Genomic DNA, 25,618 nt, shown 5'->3' on the forward strand with positions numbered 1-25,618 from the left:
ATTAATAATTAATAAAATTAACTATTTATAATACTTAAAATTAGATATAATTAAATTAAAATTAATTAACAAGTAATTAAAATAAATAACGAAAGAATTAGAATAAACAAAGCAAAATACCAATAGAAATACGAAAAAAATCATGTGAGAAAAAAATAAAATTAAAAAATCTCAGAAAATAATCTTAGCTTGACAGCAGTGCATTTTTTCATTAATTATTTATATTTGTATTTATATAATTATTACTATTATATTAATTTAATTATTATAGGGATAACATGGCTAGCGTATCATCAAAAGAATTATATGAATTTAAAAAGACATTAAAAGAATTATCAAATAAAAGAGGCAGAGGTACAGAGCTTGTTTCCGTTTACATTCCACCAACCAAACAATTGAGTGATGTTGGTAAGCACATGAGAGATGAAATGGGTCAGAGCGCTAACATCAAGAGTAAACAGACAAGGAAAAACGTACAGTCTGCAATCGCAGTAATCTTGGAAAGCATTAAATTATACAGACAACCTCCTGAAACCGGTTTGGTTTTATTTGTGGGTATGATTCCTAAAGGAGGTCCTGGAACCGAAAAAATGGAAAAATATGTCATTGAACCACCTGAACCTGTTCAGACCTACTGGTATAAATGTAACAATGAATTTTTCCTGGAGCCTTTGGAATACATGATTGAGGAGCACGACGTTTACGGAGTGGCTGTTATTGACAGAAACGAGGCTACTTATGCTACCTTAAAGGGTAAAAAGGAAAATATTCTAGGTCATTTGACCAGCGGTGTTCCGGGCAAGCACAAAGCAGGGGGTCAATCCCAGAGAAGGTTTGACCGTGTAATCGAAGACCTTGCTCACCAGTTCCTGAAACGTATTGGGGAACATATGAACGAAGCTTTCTTGCCATTAAAAGATGATTTGAAAGGAATAATCATTGGAGGGCCTGGTTTCACTAAAAAGGATTTCTTTGAAGGAGATTACCTTCAATATGAACTGAAAGATAAAGTGATGTCAATTGTTGACACTTCATATACTGGTGAAGAGGGTATCCGTGAGGTCATAGCAAAATCCGCCGATGATCTTGCAAACCTTGATGTGATGCAGGAAAAGAAACTTGTTCAAAGATTCATTCACGAATTGAGGAAGGATAAGGGACTTTATTCCTATGGTGAAGATGAGGTTAGGAATAACCTGACCATAGGTGCTGTTGATGTGTTGCTTTTGTCTGAAGATTTGACCAGTATGCGTAAGACATTTGCCTGCCCTAGCTGCGGAACACAAAAGGAATTCACTGTCAAAACACAGGCCGAAGCGGACAATAAAGAGGAAAGATGCCCTAACTGTAATGAGATTTTAAAAGAGGAATCCTCCATTGACTTGGCTGAGGAATTCGTTGAAAAAGCTGAAGAAATGAATACTGATGTGGAATTCATTTCCACTGAAACTGAGGAAGGCATGCAGCTATTCCGTGCATTCGGAGGAATCGGTGCGATTCTCAGGTATTATGTTGAACGCTAATTATAACATTTTTGATTTTCCAAATTTGTTATAATCCTAATTCTTTTTTTTAATTATTTTTTTCAGGCATTGCTTTTTTTTCAACGCATTTTTGTTCGGAAACTTTTAGGTGGAAAGTACTTTCCGACACTGTTTATGTATTGATAATTTTTATTGTAATTTGTAGAAAAATATTTAAAAAGAGTTAATAAAATAACAATTTTTTTGTATTTTTGTATAATTTGTATAATACATATCTTAATTTTTATGAATGATATTAATATATTCTTGTTAAAAATTGAATAATATTTAAATACTAGAAGATGCATATAATTAAACATATTGTTAAAAATTTAATAATATAATTCAAATTTCGATTTGGAGGAATAATTTTGTCATACGTAGATGAAGTAATTGAAACTATTATAGCACAAAACCCTTCAGAACCTGAATTTCACCAAGCAGTGCGTGAAGTTTTAGAATCCTTAAGGGTTGTAATTGAAGAAAACGAAGAAGAATACAGGAAAAACGCTCTTCTTGAAAGATTAGTAAACCCAGAAAGACAATTAAAATTCCGTGTCCCATGGATTGACGACAACGGTCAAGTGCAAGTAAACACCGGTTACCGTGTACAGTTCAACTCAGCAATCGGACCTTACAAAGGCGGATTAAGATTCCACCCATCCGTAAACGTTGGAATCATCAAGTTCTTAGGTTTCGAACAAATCTTCAAAAACTCCTTAACCGGACTTCCAATTGGCGGAGGAAAAGGTGGATCAGACTTTGATCCTAAAGGAAAATCTGACAGAGAAATCATGGCATTCTGTCAAAGTTTCATGACCGAATTATGCAAATACATCGGTGCAGACACTGATGTTCCTGCAGGAGATATTGGTGTAGGTGGCCGAGAAATCGGTTTCTTATTTGGACAATACAAAAGAATCAGAGGATTATACGAAGGAGTATTAACTGGTAAAGGTTTAACCTTCGGAGGATCTCTTGCAAGAACAGAAGCAACCGGTTACGGTTTATTATACTTCACAAACGCAATGCTAAAAGCAAATGATATTGATATTGCAGGAAAAACCATTCTTGTCTCCGGTGCAGGTAACGTAGCAATCTATGCAATTGAAAAAGCACAACAGTTAGGCGGTAAACCTGTAACTTGTTCCGATTCAACCGGTTGGATTTACGATCCGGAAGGAATCGATGTTGAATTACTCAAAGAAATTAAAGAAGTAAAACGTGAAAGATTAACCGCTTATGCTGAAGCAAGACCATCCGCCGAATACCACGAAGGTAAAGGTGTATGGACTGTAAAAGCTGACATTGCTCTTCCATGCGCAACCCAAAACGAATTGCAATTAGAAGATGCAAAAGCATTAGTTGAAAATGGAATTTTGGCTGTTGCAGAAGGAGCAAACATGCCAACCACAATCGAAGCAACCGAATACTTACAGGAAAACGGCATATTGTTCGCACCTGGTAAAGCTTCCAATGCTGGTGGAGTAGCAACTTCCGCACTTGAAATGTCACAAAACTCACAAAGATTATCCTGGACATTTGAAGAAGTCGACTCCAGATTACAAACCATTATGGAAAACATCTTCGCAAATGTCGCTGCTGCTGCTGAAGAATATGGTATGGACAAAAACTATGTTGCAGGAGCAAACATTGCAGGATTCTTAAAAGTAGTTGACGCAATGAACGCACAAGGAATCGTATAGATTTCCTTGTTTATTTTTTCTTTTTTTAAGCTAATAACATGTTATATTATTATTAGATAATTTTTTATTAATATTTAGATTGTTGTCCTATTAGTTTAATATTAATATTTTTGAGTGTTTTAAATAGTTTAATTTTTCTTTTTATATTTTGCTATGTAGGGTAGTAACGGTTGTTCATCGTGTTTTTTCATATCTGTGATTTTTCACAGTGTCGCACTTCAAAAGTTAATATGTACTATTTTCTACTAATGTAATATTGACTATGTTTTAATTCAATTAGTCAGTTAAATCTTTTAAACTATTGAATTTAAACTAATTTTCTTAAAATATAAAAATAAATTAAATTATGGTAATATTATGGATATTGAGTATATTAAAGAAAATTATAAATTTGAAACATTAACTGAAAAACATGATTTAAGTAATTTTGAATGCGACTCTGATGATTTAAATGATTTTATTAAAAATGATGCATTAAACCAACAACAAGATAAAATAAATATCACAAAACTGATTACTTGTGATGAGGAGATAATTGGATTTGTATCATTGCTAACTGATACTATCCCTTTAAAGAATATTCGGGATGAAAATATTAGGTTTAAGTTAAAACCTCATTTTAATGAAAATATGGAAAAGGTTCCCCAAAAGAAACCATTGCCTGCAATAAAAATAGGAAGATTTGCAATCGATAAAAAATATACTAATGGAGGATTAGGTTCACATATTCTCAGAAATGTCATTAACTCCATTAGAAAATTATCTGAAAATGATGTAGGTTTAAGATTTATCGTTGTTGAAGGTTATGCCAGTGCATATAATTTTTATGCGGTCCATAATCACTTTTCAAACTTAAAAAAAAGATGATGAATTAATCAAAGAGAAGTTGGACAAGATTATCAAACAAAATCCTGAACAAACTTTCTATTTGTATCTTGATCTCAAGAAAAGTTAAAATAGAACTATTCTTTGGGATTCACATTTTTTTCTAAATTCACGGTCTTCTCTGCTAGGAGGTTCCTTCATTTTTCTTAAAAAATCCCTAGCTTCTTTACCGTATAATGTTGGAGTTTCACCAATAGGTTTTGCCATGTGCATTCACCTCAGTAATATTTTAATAATTAATTGTATTTTATCATTTAAATAGTTTACATTTTTCATAAATTCATCAAATAATTATTTTTTTTAAGATTATGCAAATATTTATATAATATGGTTTTTTCAAAGCAATTTTACATAGTGAAAGCAATTTTTAAGGTTTAATGAGGATTTTTTAAGGAGCTTTATTTTTTTAAATGTAGGGTGGTATCACCTCTTTCCCGCATAAGGGAAAATATGGATTTGTTTTTTTTTATTTTTTTCATCGATGTAGGAGTTAATTCAATTCCTTCGATACTTAATTGGTTATTATTTTTTTCTTGGATAATTCTCAGATTAACCATAATGTAAAAAATATGTTATATTTTTTTGTTTAATTCAAAACATTTATATATAAAATCGTCAATATTTATTAGTAGGAAGGAAGCTTCCTTCCGACTATGTGTTATAAAATTCATTTAGTCAAAATGGTTTTCCAATTCCATTTTCTTCAAAAATGGATAAAATAAACTCAAAAGATGTGAAAAAATGTCAGAAAAAGATAAAAAATTAGACCAAATCATTAAAACAATCGAAGCGAACGATATAAAATTTTTAAAACTGGAACTCTCAGATATACATGGATTACCGAAAAGTATGGCAGTACCACTTAAAAAAGCCGATGATGTTGAAGATATAGTAAATGACGGATTATTATTCGACGGATCCTCAGTAGCAGGATTAGCTTCAATCAATGACAGTGACTTGCTCGCAAAACCTGACATCAACACCTTCTCAACAATTCCATGGAGACCTGAAGTGAAAGGTACCAGCAGGTTTATATGTGATATTTTCACCACAGAAGGAAAACCATATGATGGAGATCCAAGAGGAGTACTAAAAAAATCATTGGAACTGGCTGAAAAAAGAGGATACCAGTTCAATATGGGTCCAGAACCGGAATTCTTCATCATAACGGAAGATGAAAATGGAAACTACATACCGGCAGACGAAGCTGAATACTTTGATGTGGAACCATTAGACAAAGGTAACGACATCAGAAGAGAAATCGTATTGGCATTGGAAAAATTAGATTTCAATGTTGAAGTAAGCCACCACGAAGTGGCAGCAGGACAACATGAAGTCGACTTTAAATATGCAGACGCTTTAAAAACAGCTGATGCTGTTATAACATTCAAAGAAGCAGTTAAAGCTGTTGTTAACAAATTAGGATTTAAAGCAACATTCATGCCGAAACCATTCCTCGGAATCAACGGTAGTGGAATGCACTGTAATCAAAGTCTGTTTAAAGACGGCAAAAATATCTTCTATGACTCAGACACTGAAAATCAAATTTCACAGGAAGCATTATACTTCATTGGAGGGTTATTAAAACACGCTCCTGCATTATCAGCAATATTGTCTCCAACAGTCAACTCATACAAACGTCTAGTGCCGGGTTATGAAGCACCATGTTATATCGCTTACGGCTTCAAAAACAGATCAACATTATTAAGAATTCCGGCATCCCGCGGATTAGGTACAAGAATCGAATGCAGATCAGCTGACCCATCCTGTAACCCATACTTGGCATTTGCAGTATTGCTTGAAGCAGGTTTGGATGGTATGGACAATAAAATCGATCCTGGCGAACCAACTGAGGAAAACCTCTTCGCATACACTGAAGATGAAATTGCCGAAAAAGGAATCAGTAATTTACCAACAAGTTTATGGGAAGCATATCATGCATTAGAAGAGGATGAGGTAGTCAAAAACGCTTTAGGAGAAAAAGTGTTCAATCAGTTCTACAGCATCAAAAGAGCAGAATGGGATGCTTACAGAATACAAGTATTCGACTATGAAAGAGATGAATACCTTAATGTTTAATCATGAATCCATTGGTTGTCAATCAGGTCTGTTCCCTAATTGACTTCCAATTCATTAATTTTTTGGAGGATGATAATTAAAAGAGAAGGTTGAAATTTTCGAATTATTATTATTTTTTAGGAATACTGTAATTTAGATATATTTTAGGCATATTGTAGACTAAATTTTTAAAATAAACTCAATTTAAGTTATTAATCCGACTTAATTGTGTATTCACCGATTATTTTATGGAGGTAGAAAAATGTGTGGAATAGCAGGTGTAATATACAAAGATAAAAAAACTCACGCTGTTGGGGATGCATTAACCTCAATGCTTGAATCATTACAACACAGAGGTCCGGATTCAGCAGGTTATGCAATCTACGGCAGTTTAAATTTTCCTGATAATTTTTATCAATTAAACATTGAAGTAAAAAGAAAAAGAGGTACATTAGACAATTTAAAATCATTATTAACTCAAATAACACCAATTTTCGAAGAGGAATTAATCGAGTCTGTAGGGGACTCAGACGTATACAAATGCAAAATAGCACTGGATGACTTTTCTCTTTTACAGCCATGCATTAGGGAAATAGATGAATTGGAAAACGTAAGGGTCATCAACGGTTCACATTCCTTTGAAATGATAAAAGACATAGGAAAAGTAAAAGACATCGCCGAACGTTTTGACGTTCAAAGTAGAATGGGGACCCATGGGATAGGACATACCCGTTTTGCAACGGAAAGTGGCGTGGACCGCTATCATGCACACCCATATCAAAGTTACATCATACCGGACATCACTGTGGTGCATAATGGACAAATCACCAATTACTGGAAAATAAGGGACCCTCTTGAGAGAAAAGGACATACTTTTGAATCATTCAACGATACTGAATGCATTGTTCATTATATGGCGGATAAACTAAACCAGGGATATAAATTGGAAGAAGCGCTGGACCAGGCAGTAATGGATCTGGACGGACCATTCTCAATATTGGTGGGAACACCTAATGGTATTGGCATTGCAAAGGACAAACTCGGCCTTAGGCCTGGAGTGATGGTGGAAACTGATGAGATCTTTGCAGTGGCTTCAGAGGAAATGGCATTGCATGACGTAACAGATTCCGATCAAATAGAACAAATTGCTCCTGGTGAAACAAGGGCTTATACAATTTAATGGGGAGTTTTATCTATGAAAGAATATGTTATTGATGCAAAAAATATGGATGAAAAAGAATTAAACCGCACAATAAAAGAACAGGCAGTATATCATGATAAACTCATCATCAACAATCCGGAATCCAGACACAATATATGTGCAGGTTTAACTGAAGAGGTTGACATCCAAATCAACGGTTCTGCAGGTTATTTTGTTGGAACAATGGTCAACGGGCCAAAAATACAAATTAATGGAAATGCAGGCTGGTTTGCCGGTGATAATATGACCAAGGGCGAATTGATCATCGAGGGAACAGCAGGTGACGGTGCAGGACAGGGAATCTATGGCGGAGTTGTAATAGTCAAAGGAAGTGTAGGTTCAAGAACCGGCGAAATCATGAAAGGAGGAACCGTAATCATCGGAGGAAATAGCGGATACATGACAGGACTGCTCATGATGGGTGGAAGACTCATAATCCTGGGCGATGTTACCGATGATGTTGGCGAATCCATCATGAGAGGAAGCATATATGTTCTTGGAGATGTGAAAAGCTTAGGAAAAAATGCCATAATGGAAAAAACAACTCTTGAAGATCAAAATGAATTAAAAGAAATATTAACCAAATACGGTTTTGAACTGACCGATATTGATTATACAAATTTCAAAAAAATCGTTAATATACAATAGGAGCTAGGAAAATGAGTGAACATAAAATAGCAATGGTTGGAACACCATGTGAAATCATGGCAGCATCCAAACTGCAATATTATACTGATAGCCCTATTGATGTTAAACTGGGCTTATTCTGTATGGAGAATTTCTCATATAAATACTTTGGAAATCTCTTAAAAGAGTATGATTTGAAAATGGATGACATTGAGAAATTTCAAATCGATAAAGGATTCGTATTCCTATTGCTGAAAACTAAAGAAACAGTAAAGATTCCTTTATCAGTTGCTAAAAGGATAATTAGAAAAAACTGCAACATATGCGTCGAACTAACCTCCGAAACATCCGATATTTCAATAGGATCAATCGGTTCAGATGAAGGATGGTCAACATTGATTGTCAGAACCAAAAAAGGTGAGGAAATAGTTGACGGGGCCTTAAAACAAAATTTCATTGAAGCTAAAGACCTTACAGAATCACAATTCAAATTGCTGAATAGGCTTGCGGCAAATAAAACAAACAGAAATCTGGAAACAATCGAAGAAAGGGAATTCTTCGCAAGGCCGGTATTATATCAAAGGGATAAATCCGATGATTCCATAAATAAGGAAATTTCAGAATCCGATTTCCTGGATTTGAAATCTAACGTTATTGATGTTGGAGCTTGCGTGCTGTGCGGAGCATGCGAATACGTGTGCCCTGATAATCTGATAGCAATTGATGATACAAAACCAAGAATGAAAGGCAAATGCCCTGAGGATTGCCATGCATGCTTCACAGTTTGTCCAAGAACATTTATACCTGAAGACTTGCGAAATGACAATTCCAAGGCTATCGGAGAATATATAAAAATATTGTCCGTCAAATCTGTAAGGCACACCCAAGGTCAGGACGGTTCAATAGTCACAACATTGCTGGATTATTTGCTGACCAATAATATTGTAACAGAGGCACTTATTGTTGATAAGGAAGATCATCTGGCCTGGAAACCTTACGCTAAAATAACAAAAGACATTGATGAGGTTGTCAAATCAGGAGGAACAAAATATTCCGTCTGTCCGGTTTTCAAACCGTTAAGAAATCTTGAAGAGGGGGTGGAATAGATGCCATTCACTGTTGAGAGAAAATCAGAAATATGCAAACAGAACAATGACCGGCCTGGCTGCTGCTGGTATTTATGCGATAATCCCAACAGATCAGCCTGTAAAAACTGTTACAGCTGTTATTCAAATTGCCCTCATGGCGTTTATGATGTAATCAATGATGAACCATATCCTATTTATCAGGAAAACTGTGTTGGATGCAAAATATGTGAAGAGATGTGCCCTACACACGCGATATACGTTAGGCCTCTTGCTGATGAAGGAAGGGGAATATGGTCAAATTCAACAATGGTGGAAATAAAACGCAAAACCAAAACAGGCTCATATAAAGTGCGAGGTTGCGGATTAACCAGAAGAATTCCGACATTCGACGATTTAAGCCTATTGCCGGCACAGGTTTCCAGACCTCCAATCGATTCATACAGGGAACCGTGCAAAACTTCAGTAGTGCTTGGAGACAGATTCGCGGAAAATCCGATCGAGATAGATACTCCTATCATGATTGGGGCAATGTCTTTCGGTGCGGTAAGCAAAGAGGCAAAAATCGCATTGGCTATTGGAAGCAGTAAAGCGGGCACAATAGCAAACACAGGTGAAGGTGGAATGCTTCCGGAAGAGAGATATTATGCCGATAAGCTGATTGCCCAGTATGCTTCAGGCCGTTTTGGAGTTTCAGCAAGCTATCTCAACAATGCTGAGGCGGTTGAAATAAAAATAGGCCAAGGCGCTAAATCAGGTATGGGAGGACATCTGCTTTCCCATAAGGTCACTGCCGAAGTGGCAAGGGTCCGCAATATTCCTGAAGGGACCTCAGCATTAAGCCCTGCCAGACATATGGATATTGTCGGTCCTGAGGACTTGGGTATGAAAATCGATCAGTTAAGGGAAATAACTGATTGGAAAGTGCCTATTATCGTTAAATTCGCATCAGGTAGAGTTGAACAGGATGTAAAAATTGCAGCAAAAGCCGGCGCCGATATAATCGTTGTTGACGGTATGCAGGGAGGAACAGGGGCAGGTCCTGAAGTTGTAACAGAACATGCAGGAATCCCTACAATCGAGGCAATTGTCAAAGCTGATGATGCACTCAAGGACATAAACTTAAGAAGTGAAGTGAGTCTTGTGGCCGCAGGAGGAATTCGTTCAGGCGCTGATGTGGCAAAAGCAATAGCATTGGGTGCGGATGCAGTATATATCGCTACTTCTGCACTGATATCCATTGGATGTAAAGTCTGCCAGACCTGTTCTGAAGGCACATGTCCGAAAGGAATCGCAACACAGGAAAGAGTGCTTAGAAGAAGACTTGACCCTATAAGAAAAGGCCAGCAAGTTGCTAACTACATTGAGGCAATGACTCAGGAAGTGATGGCTTTAACTCAGCAGGCAGGTAATACGGATGTGGAAAAACTTGAACGTCAGGATTTAGTTGCATTGACTATGGAGGCTTCACAATTAACTGGAGTGCCAATGGTGAGAGATTAATGTTATGGTGATTATTTTAAGGATTAGGAGTTGTTATTATGGCGGCATTCGAAAGAATCAAATCAGGAATTCCGGGGCTTGACGTGGCTTTAGACAATATTCGTTTGGGAGATAATGTGGTGTGGAACGTTACAAACCTGAATGAATTCTCTTACTTTGTCGACCCTTATGTAAAGCAAGCAAAAGAAGATAACAGGAACTTAATATACATGCGTTTTGCTAATCATCCTCCGCTGATAGAGATGACTGATGAAGATTTTAGACTGCTTGAAATCGAGAAGAACAATCCCGACACCGAGTTTTGCATGATCGAACGTGACGGGATTAAGATTTATCAGGTGGATCCTTATAAACAGTTTGAAACATTCACTTTGGAAGTTCGAAGAATCATAGAAAAGGAGGGCATCGATGCGTTTTATGTTTTCGACTGCCTGAGCGACCTTCAGGCGGTATGGTCAACAGATTTCATGATGGGCAATTTCTTCAGGGTCACTTGTCCATTTTTATTTAAACTGGATACAGTAGCGTTCTTCCCAATTATTCGGGGTAGGCATTCGTATGATGCCATCGCTAAAATTCGTGAAACCACACAGCTGTTCCTGAACGTTTACTCAAACAATGAAGAGGAAATCTATGTTTCTCCATTGAAGGTATGGAACAGATATTCTCCGACAATGTTTTTAGGACATAAATTCAACCTCAGGACAAATTCGGTCAAAGTCCTTCAGGACGGTCAGGAAGTAAGCAAGTACTATAAGACAGTCAACGATTCTGATAAGCATCAGGGCGGACAGATCTTAGACAGCTGGGAAAGGTACATGCTTCAGGTCAGAATGAAGTATGAACATGGTGAAAATGTCGATGAAGAGTGTGACAAGATCTGTGAGCTGATGATGACAAAAGATGAAAGGATGCTTTCCAAAATCAAGGAATATTTCACTTTCGAGGATTATATCACAATCTATGACCGCCGTGTAGGTACAGGATTGGTGGGCGGAAAAACCTGCGGAATGCTGCTTGCAAGAAAGATTATTGAAAGGAATTGTCCCGAAATATACAATAACTTCGAGCCTGACGATTCATTCTATATCGGTTCGGATTTATTCTACACATACATAGTTTCAAATGACTTATGGGATTTAAGGGTAAAGCAAAGGACCCAAGAGGGGTATTATGAATATGGTAAGAAGTTAGAGGAAGGCCTTAAAAACGGTGTGTTTTCCGATGAAATCAAAAAGGAATTCATACACATATTGGACTATTTCGGGCAGAACCCTATCATTGTCAGGTCAAGTAGTTTTCTTGAAGATGGTTATGGAAATGCATTTGCGGGCAAATACGAATCAGTGTTCTGTGTAAACAGGGGCAGTCTTGAAGAGCGTCTCGCCGCTTTTGAGGAGGCAGTGAAAATAGTATATTCAAGTACCATGAACATTTCCGCTCTGGAATATAGGAAATTAAACGATTTGGATGATACTGATGAGCAGATGGCTCTTCTGGTTCAGAGGGTGTCAGGTTCCTATCATGGCGACTATCTGTTCCCGACCGCTGCGGGTGTGGGATTCTCATACAGTCCGTATTCCCCTCTTCCGGACATGGATAACAGCAAAGGCATGTTGAGGCTTGTAATGGGTCTCGGTACAAAAGCTGTTGACAGGACAAAAACAGACTATCCAAGAATCATCAATCTTGATAAGCCTGAAGTAACTCTGATGAATGACATTAAGGAAAAACACAGGTATTCTCAACATTATCTTGACGTCATCGATTTTAAAAATGTCAGTCTTCACGACATTCCTGTCGATGACGGTTTGAGCGTGATTCCCAGATACGCTAAAAAGGTCCTGGTCGAACATGACCGTGAAGCGGAAAGGATGTTTCGCGACCGTGGACAACGCCGTGAAATAGTGTTTGTTAACTGTGAGGGCATTGTTAAAAACCATGAGTTCATTGAAGAGATGAAGAAGATTTTAAGCACTTTGCAAACTGCATATGACTATCCGGTCGACATTGAATATACTGTCAATGTTGGTGAGGACAATTCATTTAATATTAACTTGTTGCAGTGCCGTCCTCTTCAGGTTTCTACAAACAATGAAGCTATTGAAATGCCTGTGGATAAAAACGTCTTCTTCCACATCAAGGAATCATCCATGGGAATGTCAAGAAAGAATAAAATCGACACGATTTGTTATGTCGATCCGCATAAGTATTATGAATACCCATATGCTCAAAAAAGTTCAATTCCTCGCATAATCAGTGATATTAATGCTTATTGTAAGAATAATGATAAAACTGCCATTTTAATAGTTCCCGGAAGGATAGGTACATCTTCTCCTGAATTGGGCATTCCGGTTGTATTTGCAGACATCAGTCATTTTTCAGCAATTCTGGAGGAATCCTATAGTGAAGTGGGATATATGCCGGAATTGTCTTTCGGAAGCCATATGTTCCAGGATCTGGTAGAGGCGGAAATATATTACGGTGCGTTATTTGAAAATGAGAAAAAAATAGAATTCAATCGGGATATGGTCTATGATTATCAAAATATCCTTAAGGAAATAAGTCCTGATTTAAGTGAAGAGCTGTATGGGATGATACAGGTCATTGACTTTGATGAGGATAAAGCGGAGCTATACCATGATATGAATAAGGATGAAACAATGTGCATTTTCAAATAGGTTGAAACAGAGTTAAAAATGGAAGATATTCCATTTTTTAGGGCAGGCGGGTGGGACATATGCCTTTTTATTTGTAATATTCTTTTTCACAAAAGAGTTTTTTCAAATAAAAGCGAAGAGTATGACGAAATTCAATGTGATTAATGGCTCTGTTGAATTTTTGAGTTTATTTTTTCAACGGAGTTATTTTTCACATTTTTTTTTAAATCAACAAAGAATTTTTCTTCGATAGTTCTTTTTAAGATTTTTTTCCGGTGAATTGAATTTTTATAATCATTTTTTTTGTTTCATTTTAAACGGTTTCATTAGAAACAGTTATATGCTGTCAAGTTAATATTATATATTAGGTGAAAAAATGGATAATGAAAGTTTTCAGGCAATAACTAGATATTCTCCATTCATCGCATGGATTCACAATATTTCGTTAAATCAACAGAAATACATTAAATCAAAATTCAAAAACCTGAATCTCGGTCATGATGTAAGATATATCATGTTCATATATGATAATCCGAACTGCTCACAGGATGACCTTGCAAATATGTTCAGTCAAAGCAAAGGCAATATTGCTAAAGTGCTGAAAAAATTGGAGGATTTGGGTTATGTTAAAAGAGAAACTAATCCACAAAATCGCAGAAAATACATGTTAAATACAACTGAAAAAGGAAAAAAGTTAGTTCCTGAGTTCAGAAAGATTTCAAAGGAATGGGAAAAAGAGGTAGGAATAACAGATTCTGATGAAGAATTAAAGGAAAGAATAATTGAAATAGCTATCAGAGGTATGAAACTTATTGAAGATAATTAAGGGGAGAGAAAAATGAAATTAGATTTTGAAGCAATTGTAGTATTTGTATCATTCATTACATCGTTTTTTGCAGTATTTTTATCAAATGGGATAATTATCGGTGTTCCTGCTATTGCACAAGACTTTGCAATGAATAACGTAATCCAAAATTGGATTCCAACAATATTTTTCCTGGTCGTAGCGGTATTCACCGTTCCGGCAGGCCAAATTTCAGGTAAATTCGGAGTTAAAAAATCACTTCTTGCAGGAATCCTGGTATTTTTAGCAGGATCCATTGGTGCGGTTCTGTCATTTTCAACCGAATCATTTTTGGTTTTTAGAATTATTCAGGGGGCAGGCGTAGCATTTTTAAATGTATCAGCAATGGCGATGGTGGTTCAGGCAGTAAAACCGCAAAACCGTGGGAAGGCTCTTGGTTTTACAGTAACAGGAGTTTATCTTGCAACATCACTGTCTCCGGTTATTTGCGGATTTTTAGTACATAATCTCGGTTGGAGATCAATGTTTTACTTCATAATTCCATTTTTATTATTATGCATTGCATTAATGGCAGCAAAAATCCCGCAAGAATGGAAAACATATGAAGGTCAGCCAATCGATAAGATAGGTTCAATTTTATGGGGAATCGGTATTTTAACATTCATTTACGGTTTTACCTCATTAGTGAATACGCAGGGGGTTATTTTAACAATAGTCGGTATTATAATATTATGCATCTTTGGTGCATATGAGTTAAGACAATCCTCGCCGGTATTCAACATGAAATTATTCAAGAATGCAAAATTCACATCATCCAATGTTGCGGCATTGTGCAGTTATCTGGCAATAATGGTAGTTACCACAATTCTAAATTATCATTTCCAATATGTGCGTGGCTGGGATGCTCAAATGTCAGGTTCAATATTGATTATTACACCGATCATCATGGCCATAATGGCGCCTAATGCAGGTAAGTTGTCAGATAGGATACATCCTCAAAAACTTGCGGCAGTGGGTATAGGAATAGCAGCAGTTGCATTGGCAATATTAACATTCCTGAATGGAGATACTCCACTTTATATTGTTATATTGGCTATGATTTTACAGGGTATTGGTATGGGTTTATTCTCAAGTCCGAATATGAACGCGATTATGAGTTCAGTCCCGCCGAAGTATGCTCCAACCGCATCCGCTTCACAGGCAACAATGAGGACAATAGGCCAAACCATGAGTTTGGGACTTTTAACATTGATATTCGCTTGGGTGATGGGCAGTCTAAAACTGGATCCACAATATGCAGGCATGATTGTTCAGGCATCACAGACAATCTGTTTAATCTGTACCGTAGCTTGTGTTCTTGCAATATTTGCCTCACTTGTGGGAATACGTTCAAAAGATGAGTTTAATACAAAAAGGGATCAGTAATCTGATTCCTTAAAACTCTAATTGTTCAGCGATGCAGATTTTGCAAACGGCGTTTGGTGACTCAAGATTCGCATCCTTAACTGGACAATAGTAAACCCCATCCTTTTCCTCAACATATAACGACCCTGGAAAAGGAGTGCCTACCGGATGAATAGGTTCTTCCAGAATATAGGTGGTGTAAAGTGAAATGATGGTATATATTAGGGGGAATTTGCTTTTAAAAGTCTTTGATTCTTCCAACTGATATGATTTTAGTCTTGAAATGGAGTCAATGAAATCCTCCTTATCTATAATTCCATTATATTCCTCATCATCTGATTTTACGTCATTGATGCGCATGAGGAAATGCTTAACATAGACCTCATGGCTTTTTTTGCGATAGTTCTTTTGAACATACTTTGCATCTTCCATCATTTCGCCGGTAATCTGCATCAAGTCAAAGACGGATATTGATTCTGAATACTTCTTCAAGATATCCAAAAGCCCTGTTTTTGAAATGCCGTCTTCAGATATGGAAATGTCATTAAAATCATCGTAGATAGTCATTTTTGTTCCTTCACAAATTTCTCTAAAGATTTCCCTTTAAAATGGAACAGTTCCCAGTCCTTCATTTCAGCGCCAATATTTAGATAAAAATCAATGCTTGGCTTGTTCCAACTGAGACATGTCCATTCAAGACGCCCATAACCTCTGTCAAGAACGATTTTTCCAAGTTCTTTCAGCATTGATTTCCCATATCCGTTTCCACGATATTCTGGTTCAATGAAAAGGTCTTCCAGATGCATATTCACATTTCCGATGTATGTCGAAAAACTTAAGAAATACAATGCAAAGCCGATTACTTCATCATTCAATAATGCAAATATTACTTCCGCCTGTTTTTCATCAAAAACCCATTTTTCGATATCTTTTTCAGTTGCAATAACCTCATCCAATCTTTTTTCATAGTCTGCGAGTTTTTTGATATATTCTAAAATCAGTGGAGCGTCTTGCCTTTGTGCAATCTTAAAGGTTAAATCTCTCATATAATAATTTATTATATTGAATGAATAAATAATTATTTGGTGTAATTATGGTTAATTATGAAACAATTGAAAGTGCACGAGAATTTTTCTACAAAGACAAGTTTGCAGTAAATGCAGGAGCAACATTAGACGAATTGACAGAAGATAAGGCAGTTTGTTCATTAAAAATAACAGATGACCATAAGAATGCTTACGGAGGAGTGATGGGAGGTGTAATATTCACCTTAGCGGATTTTGCTTTCGCTGTTCTTTCAAATCAAATCCATCAGTTAACAGTAGCTCAGCAAGTAAGCATAAACTATTTATCTGCTCCCAAAGGAGAAAAAATTATTGCTGAGGCCACATGCCGTAAAAGCGGCCGCACATCATCAATTGTAATTGTCAATGTGTCTGATGATACTGGCCGAGATGTTGCACAGTTTGTAGGCACAGGTTTTAAATTATGAACTGTTGGAGGTATCAACACCTCTATTTTTCATATCCGAGAACTTTATTAATCCATCTCATTTTATTGAGTAGCTTAAAGAATTCTTCATGTTTTTCAATGCCTCCGCTATTCGGATTGAGTTTGAAGGCTTCCTTAAATGAATTGATTGCGTCGTTTATTCTGCCCATGCGGATGAACAATTCTCCCTGGGCAAACCAGATTTCATCATAATCGGGGTTGAGGTCAATAGCTTTTTTGAAAAGTTCAGCTGATGAATCAAAATCATCCGTTTCCCAAAAATCGAGGGCTTTTTGCATAAAATCATGTGGAGTAATATCTGTATTCAATTTCCTCTTGAGTAGTTTTGATTTTAGATTGACTGCGGCAACGTTTTTCGTTTCGATTTTTAAAACAAGGTTATAGTATTCTTCCGCTTTTTCAAATTCGCCCAGCTCTACAAGATTTCTGCCTTTTGAAAGCAGTCCCGGAATGTTGTAGGGGGATTCATTTAGGATTCTGTCAAGATATTCGATGGCTTTCATATTTTGATTAGTTTTTTCAAGGAGATGTGCCTTTTGAAATAGTCCGATCATGTTTTTCGGGTTCTGTTTCAATAATTCATCCAGTGTTTCATTTAATTCATCGAATCGCTTCAATGAGATTAAAGCGTTGGCTTTATACATCAGAACAGTTTCGTTTGCCTCGCATTCTAGCTGCTTGTCACATTCCTTTAGAAGTATCTCACTGTATCCCTTCTCTTTTATATCTTCACAAAGAATGCTGTATATCTGGGCCAGATTATTCAGGGCATTTAAATTGTCGGGTTCGAGTGCAAGACATTTCAGATAAATTTTCTTTGCTTCTTCATATTCGTTGTTTCTTAGGAATTCTTCCGCGGTTTTGAACATTTTTTCTGTTGAATTTCTGTTTAACATCTAATGACCTCTCAGGTAGGCTGCAATATTGATTAATGCTGAAAAGTTATATGGATTTAAGTTTAGTAGTTCGTTTGTTGTTTCTAAGGATTTGTATGGTTTGTTCAATAAGTTTAGGGAGTGGATTTTAAATTGCAGCATTTCCTCATTTTTTGGGAATTTTTCGCAGATTTTTACTGCAATTTCAAGATATTCTTTGGATTTTTCCTTTTGGTTTGTAATACTATAAATTTCAGCTATTTCTATCAAACGTGAAATATCTTCAATCTGAATATTGCTTTTAATTCGCATATTTTTCACCTATTCTTTTTCTGTTAACTTAATATTATTTTAATACTTTTTAAATCTATCTATTATGTAAATAAAGCAATATTTCATTGTTTTTATTAATTTTAAGCTTTTTTAAATATTGTTTTTATTTCCGAAAATTCAGGATTTTTCCGGAATTTTGTTGTGAATTTCAAAAAAACCATCTAATTTATAAACTATAAAAGTAATAATTATTAAGTGACTGATTAACAAGTCGTGAAAAATAACATTTCGAAGTTGCTCTGCCGCAGCTTCGATTTTTTTTAAAACTATCAATTGTTGCAATAGTAAACAATTATTGTTTTGGTGATATCATGTCTGATTTTGATGCAAAGAACATATTTGGAAAGGGCAGTCCCAACGATGCATTTGCGGAATTTTTCATTGGAAAATCCTATTTGAATCCTTTGGTCGATTTTGAGGATAATCTGCTGTTTGTTGCAAATGTGACTTTTGAACCGGGATGCAGAAACAATTGGCATATCCATCATGCGGAATCCGGAGGCGGACAGATATTGATCTGTGTTGCAGGTAAAGGATGGTACCAGGAAGAGGGAAGTGATCCTATTGAATTAAATCCGGGAATGCTTGTCGAAATTAAACCTAATGTCAAACATTGGCATGGGGCTCAAAAGGACTCCTGGTTTAGCCATATTGCCGTTGAAGTTGAAGGAACCAACATCTCTGCTGAATGGCTGGAACCTGTAAGCGATGAATATTACAATACTTTGTAAATCATAATTCCCACTATTTTTTTCTTCTTTTATTTTTATAATCCGATTGCTTAAATCATTATTTATCATATGATTGTTTATTTTAATTAGAGCCACCTTCAAATATCCTTGGGGGAATTTATTTTCACACATCTTTTTTTCAGCAAGGCCATATCAACAATTAATTTTTTAAACATTTCTTTAGAAATATATTCACAGTGATAAAAATGGAACTTATTGATGTAATGCTTAAAAGAAGAAGTACAAGAAAATTCACAGATGAACCTGTTGCAAAAGATGAACTTGACAAAATATTGCAGGCCGCGCTTCTCGCACCCACAAGCATGAACCGCAAACCATGCAATTTCATGGTTGTGGAAAGAAAAGAGACATTGGATGCATTGTCAAAATCTAAGAATCATGGAGCTGACTTAATCAAGGGTGCAGATAAAGCCATAGTGGTTGTTGGTGATGCTATGGTTGCGGACACTTGGATTGAAGATTCATCAATTGCCTTAACATATATGCATTTGATGGCAACTGAGCTGGGACTTGGAAGCTGCTGGGTTCAAATCCATTTAAGGGATAAGGATGGTGAGGATTCAGAGCAAATCGTTCGTGATATATTAAAAATAGATGAGCATTACAGGATAGTGGGAATTATGGCATTGGGCCATTCTAATGATATTCCTAAGGCTCATACTTTGGATGATATTGATAAAAACAAGATACACTTTTTAGTTTAGTTACTTTACACCCTTGAAAAGTTACAAAATGTTTATTAATGCTGTAAATAAAGTTTTATATATAAATAGGGAGGCAATTGAAAATGCATGTTAAGGATTTATTGGATGATTTGGACATAAGGGTCAAATTGCCGCAACATTGGTATTCAACTGATATCAGCAATGACTTTGAAGACGCCAATCTTCTTCAAAATGACAATATAATAAAAATAGAAGCTGCTGGTGAGAATAACACCAAATTGATCCTCATTGATGTTAATGACGGGATGAGTGTTGTTACAAAATTTTCTGATGGAAAAGTTATCGGCGTTAAATATTTGAAAAACAAGGATGACTTTGAATACATAGGCAAACCTTCAGAATTGTACTACTGATTTGAAATTCAAAATATTTAAATACGCATTTATATATATTCAATTATACAATAGGAGGAATCAAACATGGCTGATAAAAAAGCGCCTGCAGATGGTTGGCCCGTAATTAGTGGTGACTATATTGTAGGAGATTCAGAAAGTCCAGTTGCAGTAACTACTCTTGCTTCTCACATTGAAGCTGAATTGTCTGGAGCAGCTATTGCAGGACCATGTAAAACAGAAAACTTAGGTATTGAAAAAGTTGTAGCGAACATCATATCTAATCCGAATATTAGATTTTTGATTTTGGCTGGTGCTGAAGTGCAAGGCCACATCACTGGTCAAAGTATCCAAGCGTTATACGACAACGGAGCAGATCCGGATAAAAAGAAAATCATCGGTGCCACTGGAGCTATTCCTTTCGTTGAAAATGTTCCTCTCGACGGTATTGAAAGATTCCAGCAACAATTGGAAATTATTGACTTAATCGATACGGAAGATATTGGAGCAATTCAATCTAAAATCAATGAATGTGTTGAAAAGGATCCTGGTGCACTTGAAGCGGACCCTATTGTCATGGAAGTCGATGAAGAAGAACAAAAATTAGTCATCGTTGACAAGAAAGATAAGAAGAAAAAAGATGAGGCTTAAATGCCTCCCATTCTATTTTTTAATATTTCATTTACTTTTTTTTTTAATTTTAAGAATTACAGTTATATTTTTTTTAGTTTGTGTGCATTGGCACACCTTCACTTTTTTGCATTTTTTTAAAAAATACAAAAACTTTATATATAAGTTAGGATACATATTATTTTACAGTTTGTAAACTGTAATTTTTTAAAAAATATAATTAAACTAGTTAAGTTTATATACTATGAAAGTCAACGTATTATTATAAAGAGCATAACTTTTAAAAAAATGCATTGACTACAAAAAAATCCACACCATTGTTTTTTAAGGTGAAACATAAAAAAATAAGAGAGGTAATTATATGAACGCAAAAATTAACTGGAGCGAAAAAGTCAAAGACTTAGACGAAACAATCAGAAAAGAAATTGGTATTGAAGGGGAAAACGAAGCCAAACATATCCTAATCAAAGTCCAAACAAAAGCATCCGAGGCAATCGAACCTGCATTCATTGTTGGCGAAGATGAAACCTTCCTGGATTTGTTTGTATTATCGCCACAAGGACCAGGAATCACATCAACTGCCGTTTTAAAAGATAATATTCAAAGCGTAGGAGTAATCGGCGGAGTTTCAGCCGAAAAAATCGATCCATCAGAAATTTCTGATGAAACACCACTGCTCGATGATGTAGCTGGATTATACCAATAGCTTAGTTTTGGCTCACCACCAAAACTAATGCTCATTCAACCACCATTCCCATTGTAAATTTCTTGAAGGGATAAAAATGCAAAAAATAATACTGAATGATATAGCGGAAGTTATATCCGGACTCTCGTATAGGCGTTATTTAGATGACGATGGAGAAAAATTCAAAGTAATTGTACAAAGATCCATAAAAAGAGATGGAATACTTTCTGATTTTGAAGATGTAAAGTTAAACGATAACTTTAAAGACAGGTATTTCACTAAGAAAAACGACGTGCTGATGAAAATGACATATCCTTATGACGTTGTTTGCGTCAAACAGGAAAACCTGATAATTAGCGATAGAATCGCAATAATAAGACTTGAAAAAGGTTATGACCCGGAATTCATTGCACATCTGCTGACAAATACGCACATTGAAAAACAACTCCATGAACTTGGAGGTAGCGGCAAGCTGCCTCACACATCCCTTAAGGAAATTAAACAACTGCAACTCACCATTCCGGATTTAGAAACACAGACCAAATACGGGGAACTTTTAAACACCATCAACGAAAAGATATTTGAAGACCAGCGCCAAGTTGAATATGATAGACACCTCAAGGAGGCAATACTGAACGATTTATGGGGTGACAGTCCATGAAAGATAAAAAACCGACAAACTACGCCATCCTAAAACAGTTGATGTCTAAATCAAGGAGATTGAAACTCCCTAGGGAAATCGACTACATTATCCTTTACACATTCCTGTACAAATACTGTTCAGATAACATAAAAGACTTTTTATCCCTGGAGCTGAAAGATAAGGAGCTGACCATTGATGAATCCTATAAAAACCCTGCTTATCAGGAGATAATAACTTTTGACGCATTAAAATTATATGGATTCTATATTAAAAAGTCCGATGCGTTCATTGATGAAGTTGTCACCAACAATTACATGAAACCTGGATTTCTTCCGGATTTTCTAAAGATATTTCCGGAAAACGTATTATTCAGCAAGGAATACCACAATCTTAAATATTTCGATGACCTGTTCATGACTATCGACAATGAGATAGACACCTATGAATATGACGGTGAAGTTACACGGAATATCTGTGAAATCATATATCTGATCTCCCAATTCGATATCTTCGACTTGGATTTGGAGTTCAGCGACATATTTGATATAATTTCAGCATCCAGACTAAGTCATGTCAATTCAAATCCTGATTATATCACACAGATACTGGCCAAATTAGTTTTAAGCGAAAAGGAAACAATTGAAAGTGCATATGACCCGTTCATAAAAGATGGAAGCACAATTATGAAATTGAGGGATGAACTGGAATACAGTTTAACCTATTGCTATGGTAAGGATGTCAGCAAATTGAACTATCTTCATGCAATTGTCAGATTCTTCATCAACAACCTGTCATTCAATAATGTATTTTTAAGACAGGAAGATGCATTGGATTCAGTAGATATTAACGGAGCTTCTTTCGATGTGGTGCTGTCAAGAATTCCAATCGCCATTAAAAATTATTATTCATCAAATATTAACCAGAGCATGGAAATTTCAAAAAGAAGTAAACGCAGCGAACTTGAGGACATTTTGCTGAAAAACTTCGGCATTGATGAGGATTCATTCAAAATAGATGACGAGCTCAATAATGCTCTTGAAAATCTCGTTGACAAAATCAGCATCGAAACTGATTTAAACATTGATTTTAAAGGTCAGTATGAGCCGCTTCGAGACAGCGAGTTTTTATTCCTTCTCAATTTAATAGATTCCCTTAAGGATGATGGAATAATGGCAATAAGCATCTCTGAAAATTTCTTGTTTAAAAATTCCCTTGAGATTCTCAGGAAATACCTGACCTACAAGAAAAATTTCATCGACACCATTATCCGAATCCCAAATGATATTAATCGCTCAAGACCGGAAGTCGTAATAGTATTCAGAAAAAATAAGGCCGATAAAGATATTCTGTTCATGGACATGTCCGCAAGCTATGAAACACAAAAGAGCAGCGTGGCCTATCCCGGGTTATTCAGAAGAAACCTTATTCTGGATGATAAAACTATAGAAAAAATGCAGAGGGTATTCATTAACAGGGTATCATTGCCCAAATTCTCTAATTTAGTTTCAGTGGATGAAATCGAAGACAATAATTTCAATCTGTCTGTTTCCCGCTATGTTGATACATTTGAAGGGGAATTTATTTCTCTTGATGAATTGGTAATTGAAAAACAGGATATAGATTCGAATATCAGAGATTTAAATAAGAAAATTGAAAAGATGATGGATGAATTAAATATTAGATTTTAATGAGACGTCTTCATTAGGCTCATCCATTGTTGCATCTTCTAATTTCTTGAAGTAAGATAAGTGCAGAATCTTATTCTGATATGTGCAGAGAGTTCCAAGGCCGTCTGAATTTTCAAATTCAAAAGCCTCTTCAAGCCCATTGTTCTGCTTTTTTTCAAATGTCGAACCAAGGGCATTGTTGATAACTTCCCTTGCGGAATCGATATTTATTGCAAATGTTTTATTTTCCATTTTGGAGTCGATCAGATAGCTTTTCAGTATTTTTTCATGAAATTCCCTATAGATTTCAGGGTTCAGGAACAATTCAAAACCTTTGATCTCTCCATCTACAATAATTAAAACACCATTCTGCTCAGGAATTATTTTAAATTCTTTTACAATCTTGTTGTGGTCAACTTTTAGGTTTTCATAGCTTTCTTCCATTGCACTTGTATGTGAGGCAAAGGAATTCTCAAATTCTAATTTCTTGATTGATGTCCAGATAACATCCTGATAGGAAGCACTGCTTCTTGAGGCATATTCCTTAGCTCTTCTAGTATTATAATTTGCAATATAGTCAGATTGTTTAAATTCATCTATGTAACCCCATCTGCCTTGCTCGGTACAGCTTACGGGAATTTTCATCTCACTGCTGGCATCAATTAAAATGGTTGCATTGACGATACGGTTCTGGTCTCCTCCCACCACTTCTTCACCATCGATTAGAATCAGTGGGGTAACCGCATGGTTTTTAACAATTAAAGTGTTGACCTGTGAGTGCTCACATTCCTTAACTTCAGCCAATCCCAATTCCAGACCTTTCTTAAGGGTTAATACATCAATATATAATCTTTCAGTTTTTAGGGGAATTATTGCAAGGTTCTCATGTACCTGAGGTTCTAAAAGTTCAATATCATTGCCAAGGGCTATCATATTATCATTCCTATGCGGTGCTTTTAATGCAATTCAGCCGTGAGTCAAATAATGCACATCGCTTTCGGGGTTTTCAATCTCAGCTATGTATTCGTCTGAAGATAATACTTCAGCTATTGCAGTATTGCCTGTTATGAATTTGATTTTGGCGAAGTATTCGTCTTCAATCTTGTCAAAAACACGGCCTGAGCTCATACAACCTTTTATGACTGTATTTGTGCTGTTTGCTACATAACCTATTTTCCCAAAGTATCTCATTTCACAGGCTATTGCTTCTGTATCGTATTTGTTGTCAGGTTCTTTGACTAATTTGATTATTCCATTTAATTTAAAGGGATTTTCGCCGTGTAAATTTTTAAATGCGATTATGGTAATGAACATGTTCTCACCTTATATCTATTTTATATTCATTTTGTATTAATACTGTGGTGTTTTAAAAAAATAGAAAGTGTAGTAGATTATAATCTACTTACTTTAATTAGGGATTCGACAGGAACGCCTTCAACTTCAGAAAGTCCTGCTTTATCGATCAATACTGTAACACAGGTAGGTTCTCCACCAAGGTCTTTAACAGTGTGGATAACTTCTTTTACAGTTTTTCCACTTGTAATTACATCATCAACAATAACAACTCTTTTTCCATCGACACTGCCGAAATTAGTACTTATTGTCCCTTCGTCATCACTTTCATCACTGTCTTTTCTGTGTTTATGAGGGTGGAAAATAGCTAATGAAGTGTCTTCTCCGCTCATGTCTTCAATTAAATCAGCCATTACGGTTGCAAATGGAATTCCGCTGACTGCAACACCGACAACTGTATCGACTTCACCATGTGACAATGCCATATCACTTAAAGCGCCTGAAACATAACTTAAACGAGTTGAGTTTCCACCAATGCTTTTCCAGTTTATAGCAAAGTCAACTGGGGCTTCTGTTTTCTCTTCGGTTGCTTTTTGGAGAGTCAGCCATCTTGCAGTATCCATGCTGACATTTAATTCGTCAGCAATTTCACCAGTGGTAAATCCGTGTTGTCTGAGTTCTTGAGCCTTTGCGATTAATTTTTCTTTCACATTA

Annotated in this window: 27 protein-coding genes; 19 read left to right on the plus strand and 8 right to left on the minus strand. The window is 35.9% G+C overall.

The annotated features are described in order from the left end of the window. Positions 1 to 278 precede the first annotated feature (278 nt). From prf1 to IJF99_RS00370, 3 genes are all read left to right on the plus strand, one after another. Positions 279 to 1,523, plus strand: coding sequence for a peptide chain release factor aRF-1 (prf1, locus tag IJF99_RS00360; RefSeq protein ID WP_292790530.1), 1,245 nt, complete (start codon positions 279 to 281; stop codon positions 1,521 to 1,523). Positions 1,524 to 1,894: 371 nt separating this feature from the next. Next, positions 1,895 to 3,229 (plus strand): NADP-specific glutamate dehydrogenase, encoded by a 1,335-nt coding sequence (gene gdhA / locus IJF99_RS00365; protein WP_292790533.1) that lies wholly within the window; start codon positions 1,895 to 1,897, stop codon positions 3,227 to 3,229. Positions 3,230 to 3,586: 357 nt separating this feature from the next. Next, positions 3,587 to 4,096, plus strand: a complete 510-nt coding sequence (locus tag IJF99_RS00370; RefSeq protein ID WP_292790535.1) for an N-acetyltransferase — start codon at positions 3,587 to 3,589, stop codon at positions 4,094 to 4,096. An 84-nt stretch (positions 4,097 to 4,180) separates the two neighbouring features. Here IJF99_RS00370 and IJF99_RS00375 read toward each other — a convergent pair whose 3' ends face one another. Continuing rightward, entirely contained in the window at positions 4,181 to 4,321 is a 141-nt protein-coding gene (locus IJF99_RS00375; protein WP_292790538.1) for a hypothetical protein, read from the minus strand. Positions 4,322 to 4,855: 534 nt separating this feature from the next. On the opposite strand from IJF99_RS00375, the gene glnA reads away from it, so the two are divergent. The 8 genes from glnA (at position 4,856) to IJF99_RS00415 (ending at position 15,478) form a co-directional block, all read left to right on the plus strand. Continuing rightward, positions 4,856 to 6,193 carry a type I glutamate--ammonia ligase gene (glnA, locus tag IJF99_RS00380; RefSeq protein ID WP_292790542.1) on the plus strand — a complete coding sequence of 446 codons (1,338 nt, stop codon included), beginning with the start codon at positions 4,856 to 4,858 and terminating at the stop codon, positions 6,191 to 6,193. A gap of 241 nt (positions 6,194 to 6,434) precedes the next feature. Beyond that, the gene (locus IJF99_RS00385; protein ID WP_292790545.1) at positions 6,435 to 7,352 is read left to right on the plus strand and encodes a glutamine amidotransferase; all 918 of its coding nucleotides are present in this window, start codon (positions 6,435 to 6,437) and stop codon (positions 7,350 to 7,352) included. 15 nt (positions 7,353 to 7,367) lie between these two features. After that, on the plus strand, positions 7,368 to 8,021 hold the full coding sequence (locus IJF99_RS00390) for a tributyrin esterase (protein WP_292790548.1): 654 nt from the start codon (positions 7,368 to 7,370) through the stop codon (positions 8,019 to 8,021). Positions 8,022 to 8,032: 11 nt separating this feature from the next. Beyond that, on the plus strand, positions 8,033 to 9,106 hold the full coding sequence (locus tag IJF99_RS00395) for a Coenzyme F420 hydrogenase/dehydrogenase, beta subunit C-terminal domain (RefSeq protein WP_292790550.1): 1,074 nt from the start codon (positions 8,033 to 8,035) through the stop codon (positions 9,104 to 9,106). Then, positions 9,107 to 10,588 (plus strand): glutamate synthase-related protein, encoded by a 1,482-nt coding sequence (locus IJF99_RS00400; RefSeq protein ID WP_292790552.1) that lies wholly within the window; start codon positions 9,107 to 9,109, stop codon positions 10,586 to 10,588. A 38-nt stretch (positions 10,589 to 10,626) separates the two neighbouring features. After that, on the plus strand, positions 10,627 to 13,269 hold the full coding sequence (locus tag IJF99_RS00405) for a PEP/pyruvate-binding domain-containing protein (RefSeq protein ID WP_292790554.1): 2,643 nt from the start codon (positions 10,627 to 10,629) through the stop codon (positions 13,267 to 13,269). 355 nt (positions 13,270 to 13,624) lie between these two features. Next, positions 13,625 to 14,074, plus strand: coding sequence for a MarR family transcriptional regulator (locus tag IJF99_RS00410; RefSeq protein ID WP_292790557.1), 450 nt, complete (start codon positions 13,625 to 13,627; stop codon positions 14,072 to 14,074). 12 nt (positions 14,075 to 14,086) lie between these two features. Continuing rightward, positions 14,087 to 15,478: an MFS transporter gene (locus tag IJF99_RS00415; protein WP_292790560.1), complete on the plus strand. Its 1,392-nt coding sequence runs from the start codon at positions 14,087 to 14,089 to the stop codon at positions 15,476 to 15,478. Between the two features lie 9 nt (positions 15,479 to 15,487). On the opposite strand, the gene IJF99_RS00420 is transcribed toward IJF99_RS00415, so the two are convergent. Further along, positions 15,488 to 16,024: a DUF2115 domain-containing protein gene (locus IJF99_RS00420; protein WP_292790563.1), complete on the minus strand. Its 537-nt coding sequence runs from the start codon at positions 16,022 to 16,024 to the stop codon at positions 15,488 to 15,490. Continuing rightward, complete coding sequence (locus IJF99_RS00425; RefSeq protein WP_292790566.1) at positions 16,021 to 16,503, minus strand: GNAT family N-acetyltransferase; 483 nt, start codon at positions 16,501 to 16,503, stop codon at positions 16,021 to 16,023. Before IJF99_RS00425 ends, IJF99_RS00420 begins: the two co-directional genes overlap by 4 nt. Before the next feature lie 47 nt (positions 16,504 to 16,550). Here IJF99_RS00425 and IJF99_RS00430 point away from each other — a divergent pair, with 47 nt between their 5' ends. Then, the gene (locus IJF99_RS00430) at positions 16,551 to 16,949 is read left to right on the plus strand and encodes a PaaI family thioesterase (protein WP_292790569.1); all 399 of its coding nucleotides are present in this window, start codon (positions 16,551 to 16,553) and stop codon (positions 16,947 to 16,949) included. 22 nt (positions 16,950 to 16,971) lie between these two features. Here the strand turns inward: IJF99_RS00430 and IJF99_RS00435 are convergent, their stop codons facing one another. Further along, positions 16,972 to 17,865, minus strand: coding sequence for a tetratricopeptide repeat protein (locus IJF99_RS00435; RefSeq protein WP_292790571.1), 894 nt, complete (start codon positions 17,863 to 17,865; stop codon positions 16,972 to 16,974). Continuing rightward, a complete protein-coding gene (locus IJF99_RS00440; protein ID WP_292790574.1) occupies positions 17,866 to 18,156 on the minus strand; it encodes a hypothetical protein in 291 nt (96 codons plus the stop codon). It lies immediately after the preceding gene. Between the two features lie 332 nt (positions 18,157 to 18,488). On the opposite strand from IJF99_RS00440, the gene IJF99_RS00445 reads away from it, so the two are divergent. From IJF99_RS00445 to IJF99_RS00475, 7 genes are all read left to right on the plus strand, one after another. Next, on the plus strand, positions 18,489 to 18,908 hold the full coding sequence (locus IJF99_RS00445) for a cupin domain-containing protein (protein ID WP_292790577.1): 420 nt from the start codon (positions 18,489 to 18,491) through the stop codon (positions 18,906 to 18,908). A 206-nt stretch (positions 18,909 to 19,114) separates the two neighbouring features. Next, on the plus strand, positions 19,115 to 19,633 hold the full coding sequence (locus IJF99_RS00450) for a nitroreductase family protein (RefSeq protein ID WP_292790579.1): 519 nt from the start codon (positions 19,115 to 19,117) through the stop codon (positions 19,631 to 19,633). Between the two features lie 83 nt (positions 19,634 to 19,716). Then, complete coding sequence (locus tag IJF99_RS00455) at positions 19,717 to 20,007, plus strand: hypothetical protein (protein ID WP_292790581.1); 291 nt, start codon at positions 19,717 to 19,719, stop codon at positions 20,005 to 20,007. Positions 20,008 to 20,073: 66 nt separating this feature from the next. After that, a complete protein-coding gene (gene mtrA, locus IJF99_RS00460; protein ID WP_292790583.1) occupies positions 20,074 to 20,637 on the plus strand; it encodes a tetrahydromethanopterin S-methyltransferase subunit A in 564 nt (187 codons plus the stop codon). A gap of 340 nt (positions 20,638 to 20,977) precedes the next feature. Further along, positions 20,978 to 21,322, plus strand: a complete 345-nt coding sequence (locus tag IJF99_RS00465; protein ID WP_292790586.1) for a hypothetical protein — start codon at positions 20,978 to 20,980, stop codon at positions 21,320 to 21,322. Between the two features lie 76 nt (positions 21,323 to 21,398). Next, positions 21,399 to 21,962: a restriction endonuclease subunit S gene (locus IJF99_RS00470; protein ID WP_292790589.1), complete on the plus strand. Its 564-nt coding sequence runs from the start codon at positions 21,399 to 21,401 to the stop codon at positions 21,960 to 21,962. Continuing rightward, positions 21,959 to 23,632, plus strand: a complete 1,674-nt coding sequence (locus IJF99_RS00475) for an N-6 DNA methylase (protein ID WP_292790592.1) — start codon at positions 21,959 to 21,961, stop codon at positions 23,630 to 23,632. The genes IJF99_RS00470 and IJF99_RS00475 overlap by 4 nt, the downstream gene beginning before the upstream one ends. Here IJF99_RS00475 and IJF99_RS00480 read toward each other — a convergent pair. From IJF99_RS00480 to IJF99_RS00490, 3 genes are all read right to left on the minus strand, one after another. Further along, positions 23,615 to 24,544, minus strand: a complete 930-nt coding sequence (locus IJF99_RS00480) for a DUF6569 family protein (protein ID WP_292790594.1) — start codon at positions 24,542 to 24,544, stop codon at positions 23,615 to 23,617. The genes IJF99_RS00475 and IJF99_RS00480 overlap by 18 nt on opposite strands. A gap of 33 nt (positions 24,545 to 24,577) precedes the next feature. Beyond that, positions 24,578 to 24,925 carry an HIRAN domain-containing protein gene (locus IJF99_RS00485; protein ID WP_292790597.1) on the minus strand — a complete coding sequence of 116 codons (348 nt, stop codon included), beginning with the start codon at positions 24,923 to 24,925 and terminating at the stop codon, positions 24,578 to 24,580. Positions 24,926 to 25,002: 77 nt separating this feature from the next. Next, the gene (locus IJF99_RS00490) at positions 25,003 to 25,614 is read right to left on the minus strand and encodes an orotate phosphoribosyltransferase-like protein (RefSeq protein WP_292790600.1); all 612 of its coding nucleotides are present in this window, start codon (positions 25,612 to 25,614) and stop codon (positions 25,003 to 25,005) included. Between the last annotated feature and the right edge of the window lie 4 nt (positions 25,615 to 25,618).

The sequence above is a fragment of the Methanobrevibacter sp. genome, assembly GCF_017406825.1.
In the GTDB taxonomy this organism is placed as follows: Archaea; Methanobacteriota; Methanobacteria; order Methanobacteriales; family Methanobacteriaceae; genus Methanocatella.

Excerpts from the sequence above, each read along its gene's own strand:
- prf1 (WP_292790530.1), top strand. The coding sequence starts at position 279 with ATGGCTAGCGTATCATCAAAAGAATTATATGAATTTAAAAAGACATTA.
- IJF99_RS00370 (WP_292790535.1), top strand. The coding sequence starts at position 3,587 with ATGGATATTGAGTATATTAAAGAAAATTATAAATTTGAAACATTAACT.
- IJF99_RS00375 (WP_292790538.1), bottom strand. The coding sequence starts at position 4,321 with ATGGCAAAACCTATTGGTGAAACTCCAACATTATACGGTAAAGAAGCT.
- glnA (WP_292790542.1), top strand. The coding sequence starts at position 4,856 with ATGTCAGAAAAAGATAAAAAATTAGACCAAATCATTAAAACAATCGAA.
- IJF99_RS00385 (WP_292790545.1), top strand. The coding sequence starts at position 6,435 with ATGTGTGGAATAGCAGGTGTAATATACAAAGATAAAAAAACTCACGCT.
- IJF99_RS00390 (WP_292790548.1), top strand. The coding sequence starts at position 7,368 with ATGAAAGAATATGTTATTGATGCAAAAAATATGGATGAAAAAGAATTA.
- IJF99_RS00395 (WP_292790550.1), top strand. The coding sequence starts at position 8,033 with ATGAGTGAACATAAAATAGCAATGGTTGGAACACCATGTGAAATCATG.
- IJF99_RS00400 (WP_292790552.1), top strand. The coding sequence starts at position 9,107 with ATGCCATTCACTGTTGAGAGAAAATCAGAAATATGCAAACAGAACAAT.
- IJF99_RS00405 (WP_292790554.1), top strand. The coding sequence starts at position 10,627 with ATGGCGGCATTCGAAAGAATCAAATCAGGAATTCCGGGGCTTGACGTG.
- IJF99_RS00410 (WP_292790557.1), top strand. The coding sequence starts at position 13,625 with ATGGATAATGAAAGTTTTCAGGCAATAACTAGATATTCTCCATTCATC.
- IJF99_RS00415 (WP_292790560.1), top strand. The coding sequence starts at position 14,087 with ATGAAATTAGATTTTGAAGCAATTGTAGTATTTGTATCATTCATTACA.
- IJF99_RS00420 (WP_292790563.1), bottom strand. The coding sequence starts at position 16,024 with ATGACTATCTACGATGATTTTAATGACATTTCCATATCTGAAGACGGC.
- IJF99_RS00425 (WP_292790566.1), bottom strand. The coding sequence starts at position 16,503 with ATGAGAGATTTAACCTTTAAGATTGCACAAAGGCAAGACGCTCCACTG.
- IJF99_RS00430 (WP_292790569.1), top strand. The coding sequence starts at position 16,551 with ATGGTTAATTATGAAACAATTGAAAGTGCACGAGAATTTTTCTACAAA.
- IJF99_RS00435 (WP_292790571.1), bottom strand. The coding sequence starts at position 17,865 with ATGTTAAACAGAAATTCAACAGAAAAAATGTTCAAAACCGCGGAAGAA.
- IJF99_RS00440 (WP_292790574.1), bottom strand. The coding sequence starts at position 18,156 with ATGCGAATTAAAAGCAATATTCAGATTGAAGATATTTCACGTTTGATA.
- IJF99_RS00445 (WP_292790577.1), top strand. The coding sequence starts at position 18,489 with ATGTCTGATTTTGATGCAAAGAACATATTTGGAAAGGGCAGTCCCAAC.
- IJF99_RS00450 (WP_292790579.1), top strand. The coding sequence starts at position 19,115 with ATGGAACTTATTGATGTAATGCTTAAAAGAAGAAGTACAAGAAAATTC.
- IJF99_RS00455 (WP_292790581.1), top strand. The coding sequence starts at position 19,717 with ATGCATGTTAAGGATTTATTGGATGATTTGGACATAAGGGTCAAATTG.
- mtrA (WP_292790583.1), top strand. The coding sequence starts at position 20,074 with ATGGCTGATAAAAAAGCGCCTGCAGATGGTTGGCCCGTAATTAGTGGT.
- IJF99_RS00465 (WP_292790586.1), top strand. The coding sequence starts at position 20,978 with ATGAACGCAAAAATTAACTGGAGCGAAAAAGTCAAAGACTTAGACGAA.
- IJF99_RS00470 (WP_292790589.1), top strand. The coding sequence starts at position 21,399 with ATGCAAAAAATAATACTGAATGATATAGCGGAAGTTATATCCGGACTC.
- IJF99_RS00475 (WP_292790592.1), top strand. The coding sequence starts at position 21,959 with ATGAAAGATAAAAAACCGACAAACTACGCCATCCTAAAACAGTTGATG.
- IJF99_RS00480 (WP_292790594.1), bottom strand. The coding sequence starts at position 24,544 with ATGATAGCCCTTGGCAATGATATTGAACTTTTAGAACCTCAGGTACAT.
- IJF99_RS00485 (WP_292790597.1), bottom strand. The coding sequence starts at position 24,925 with ATGTTCATTACCATAATCGCATTTAAAAATTTACACGGCGAAAATCCC.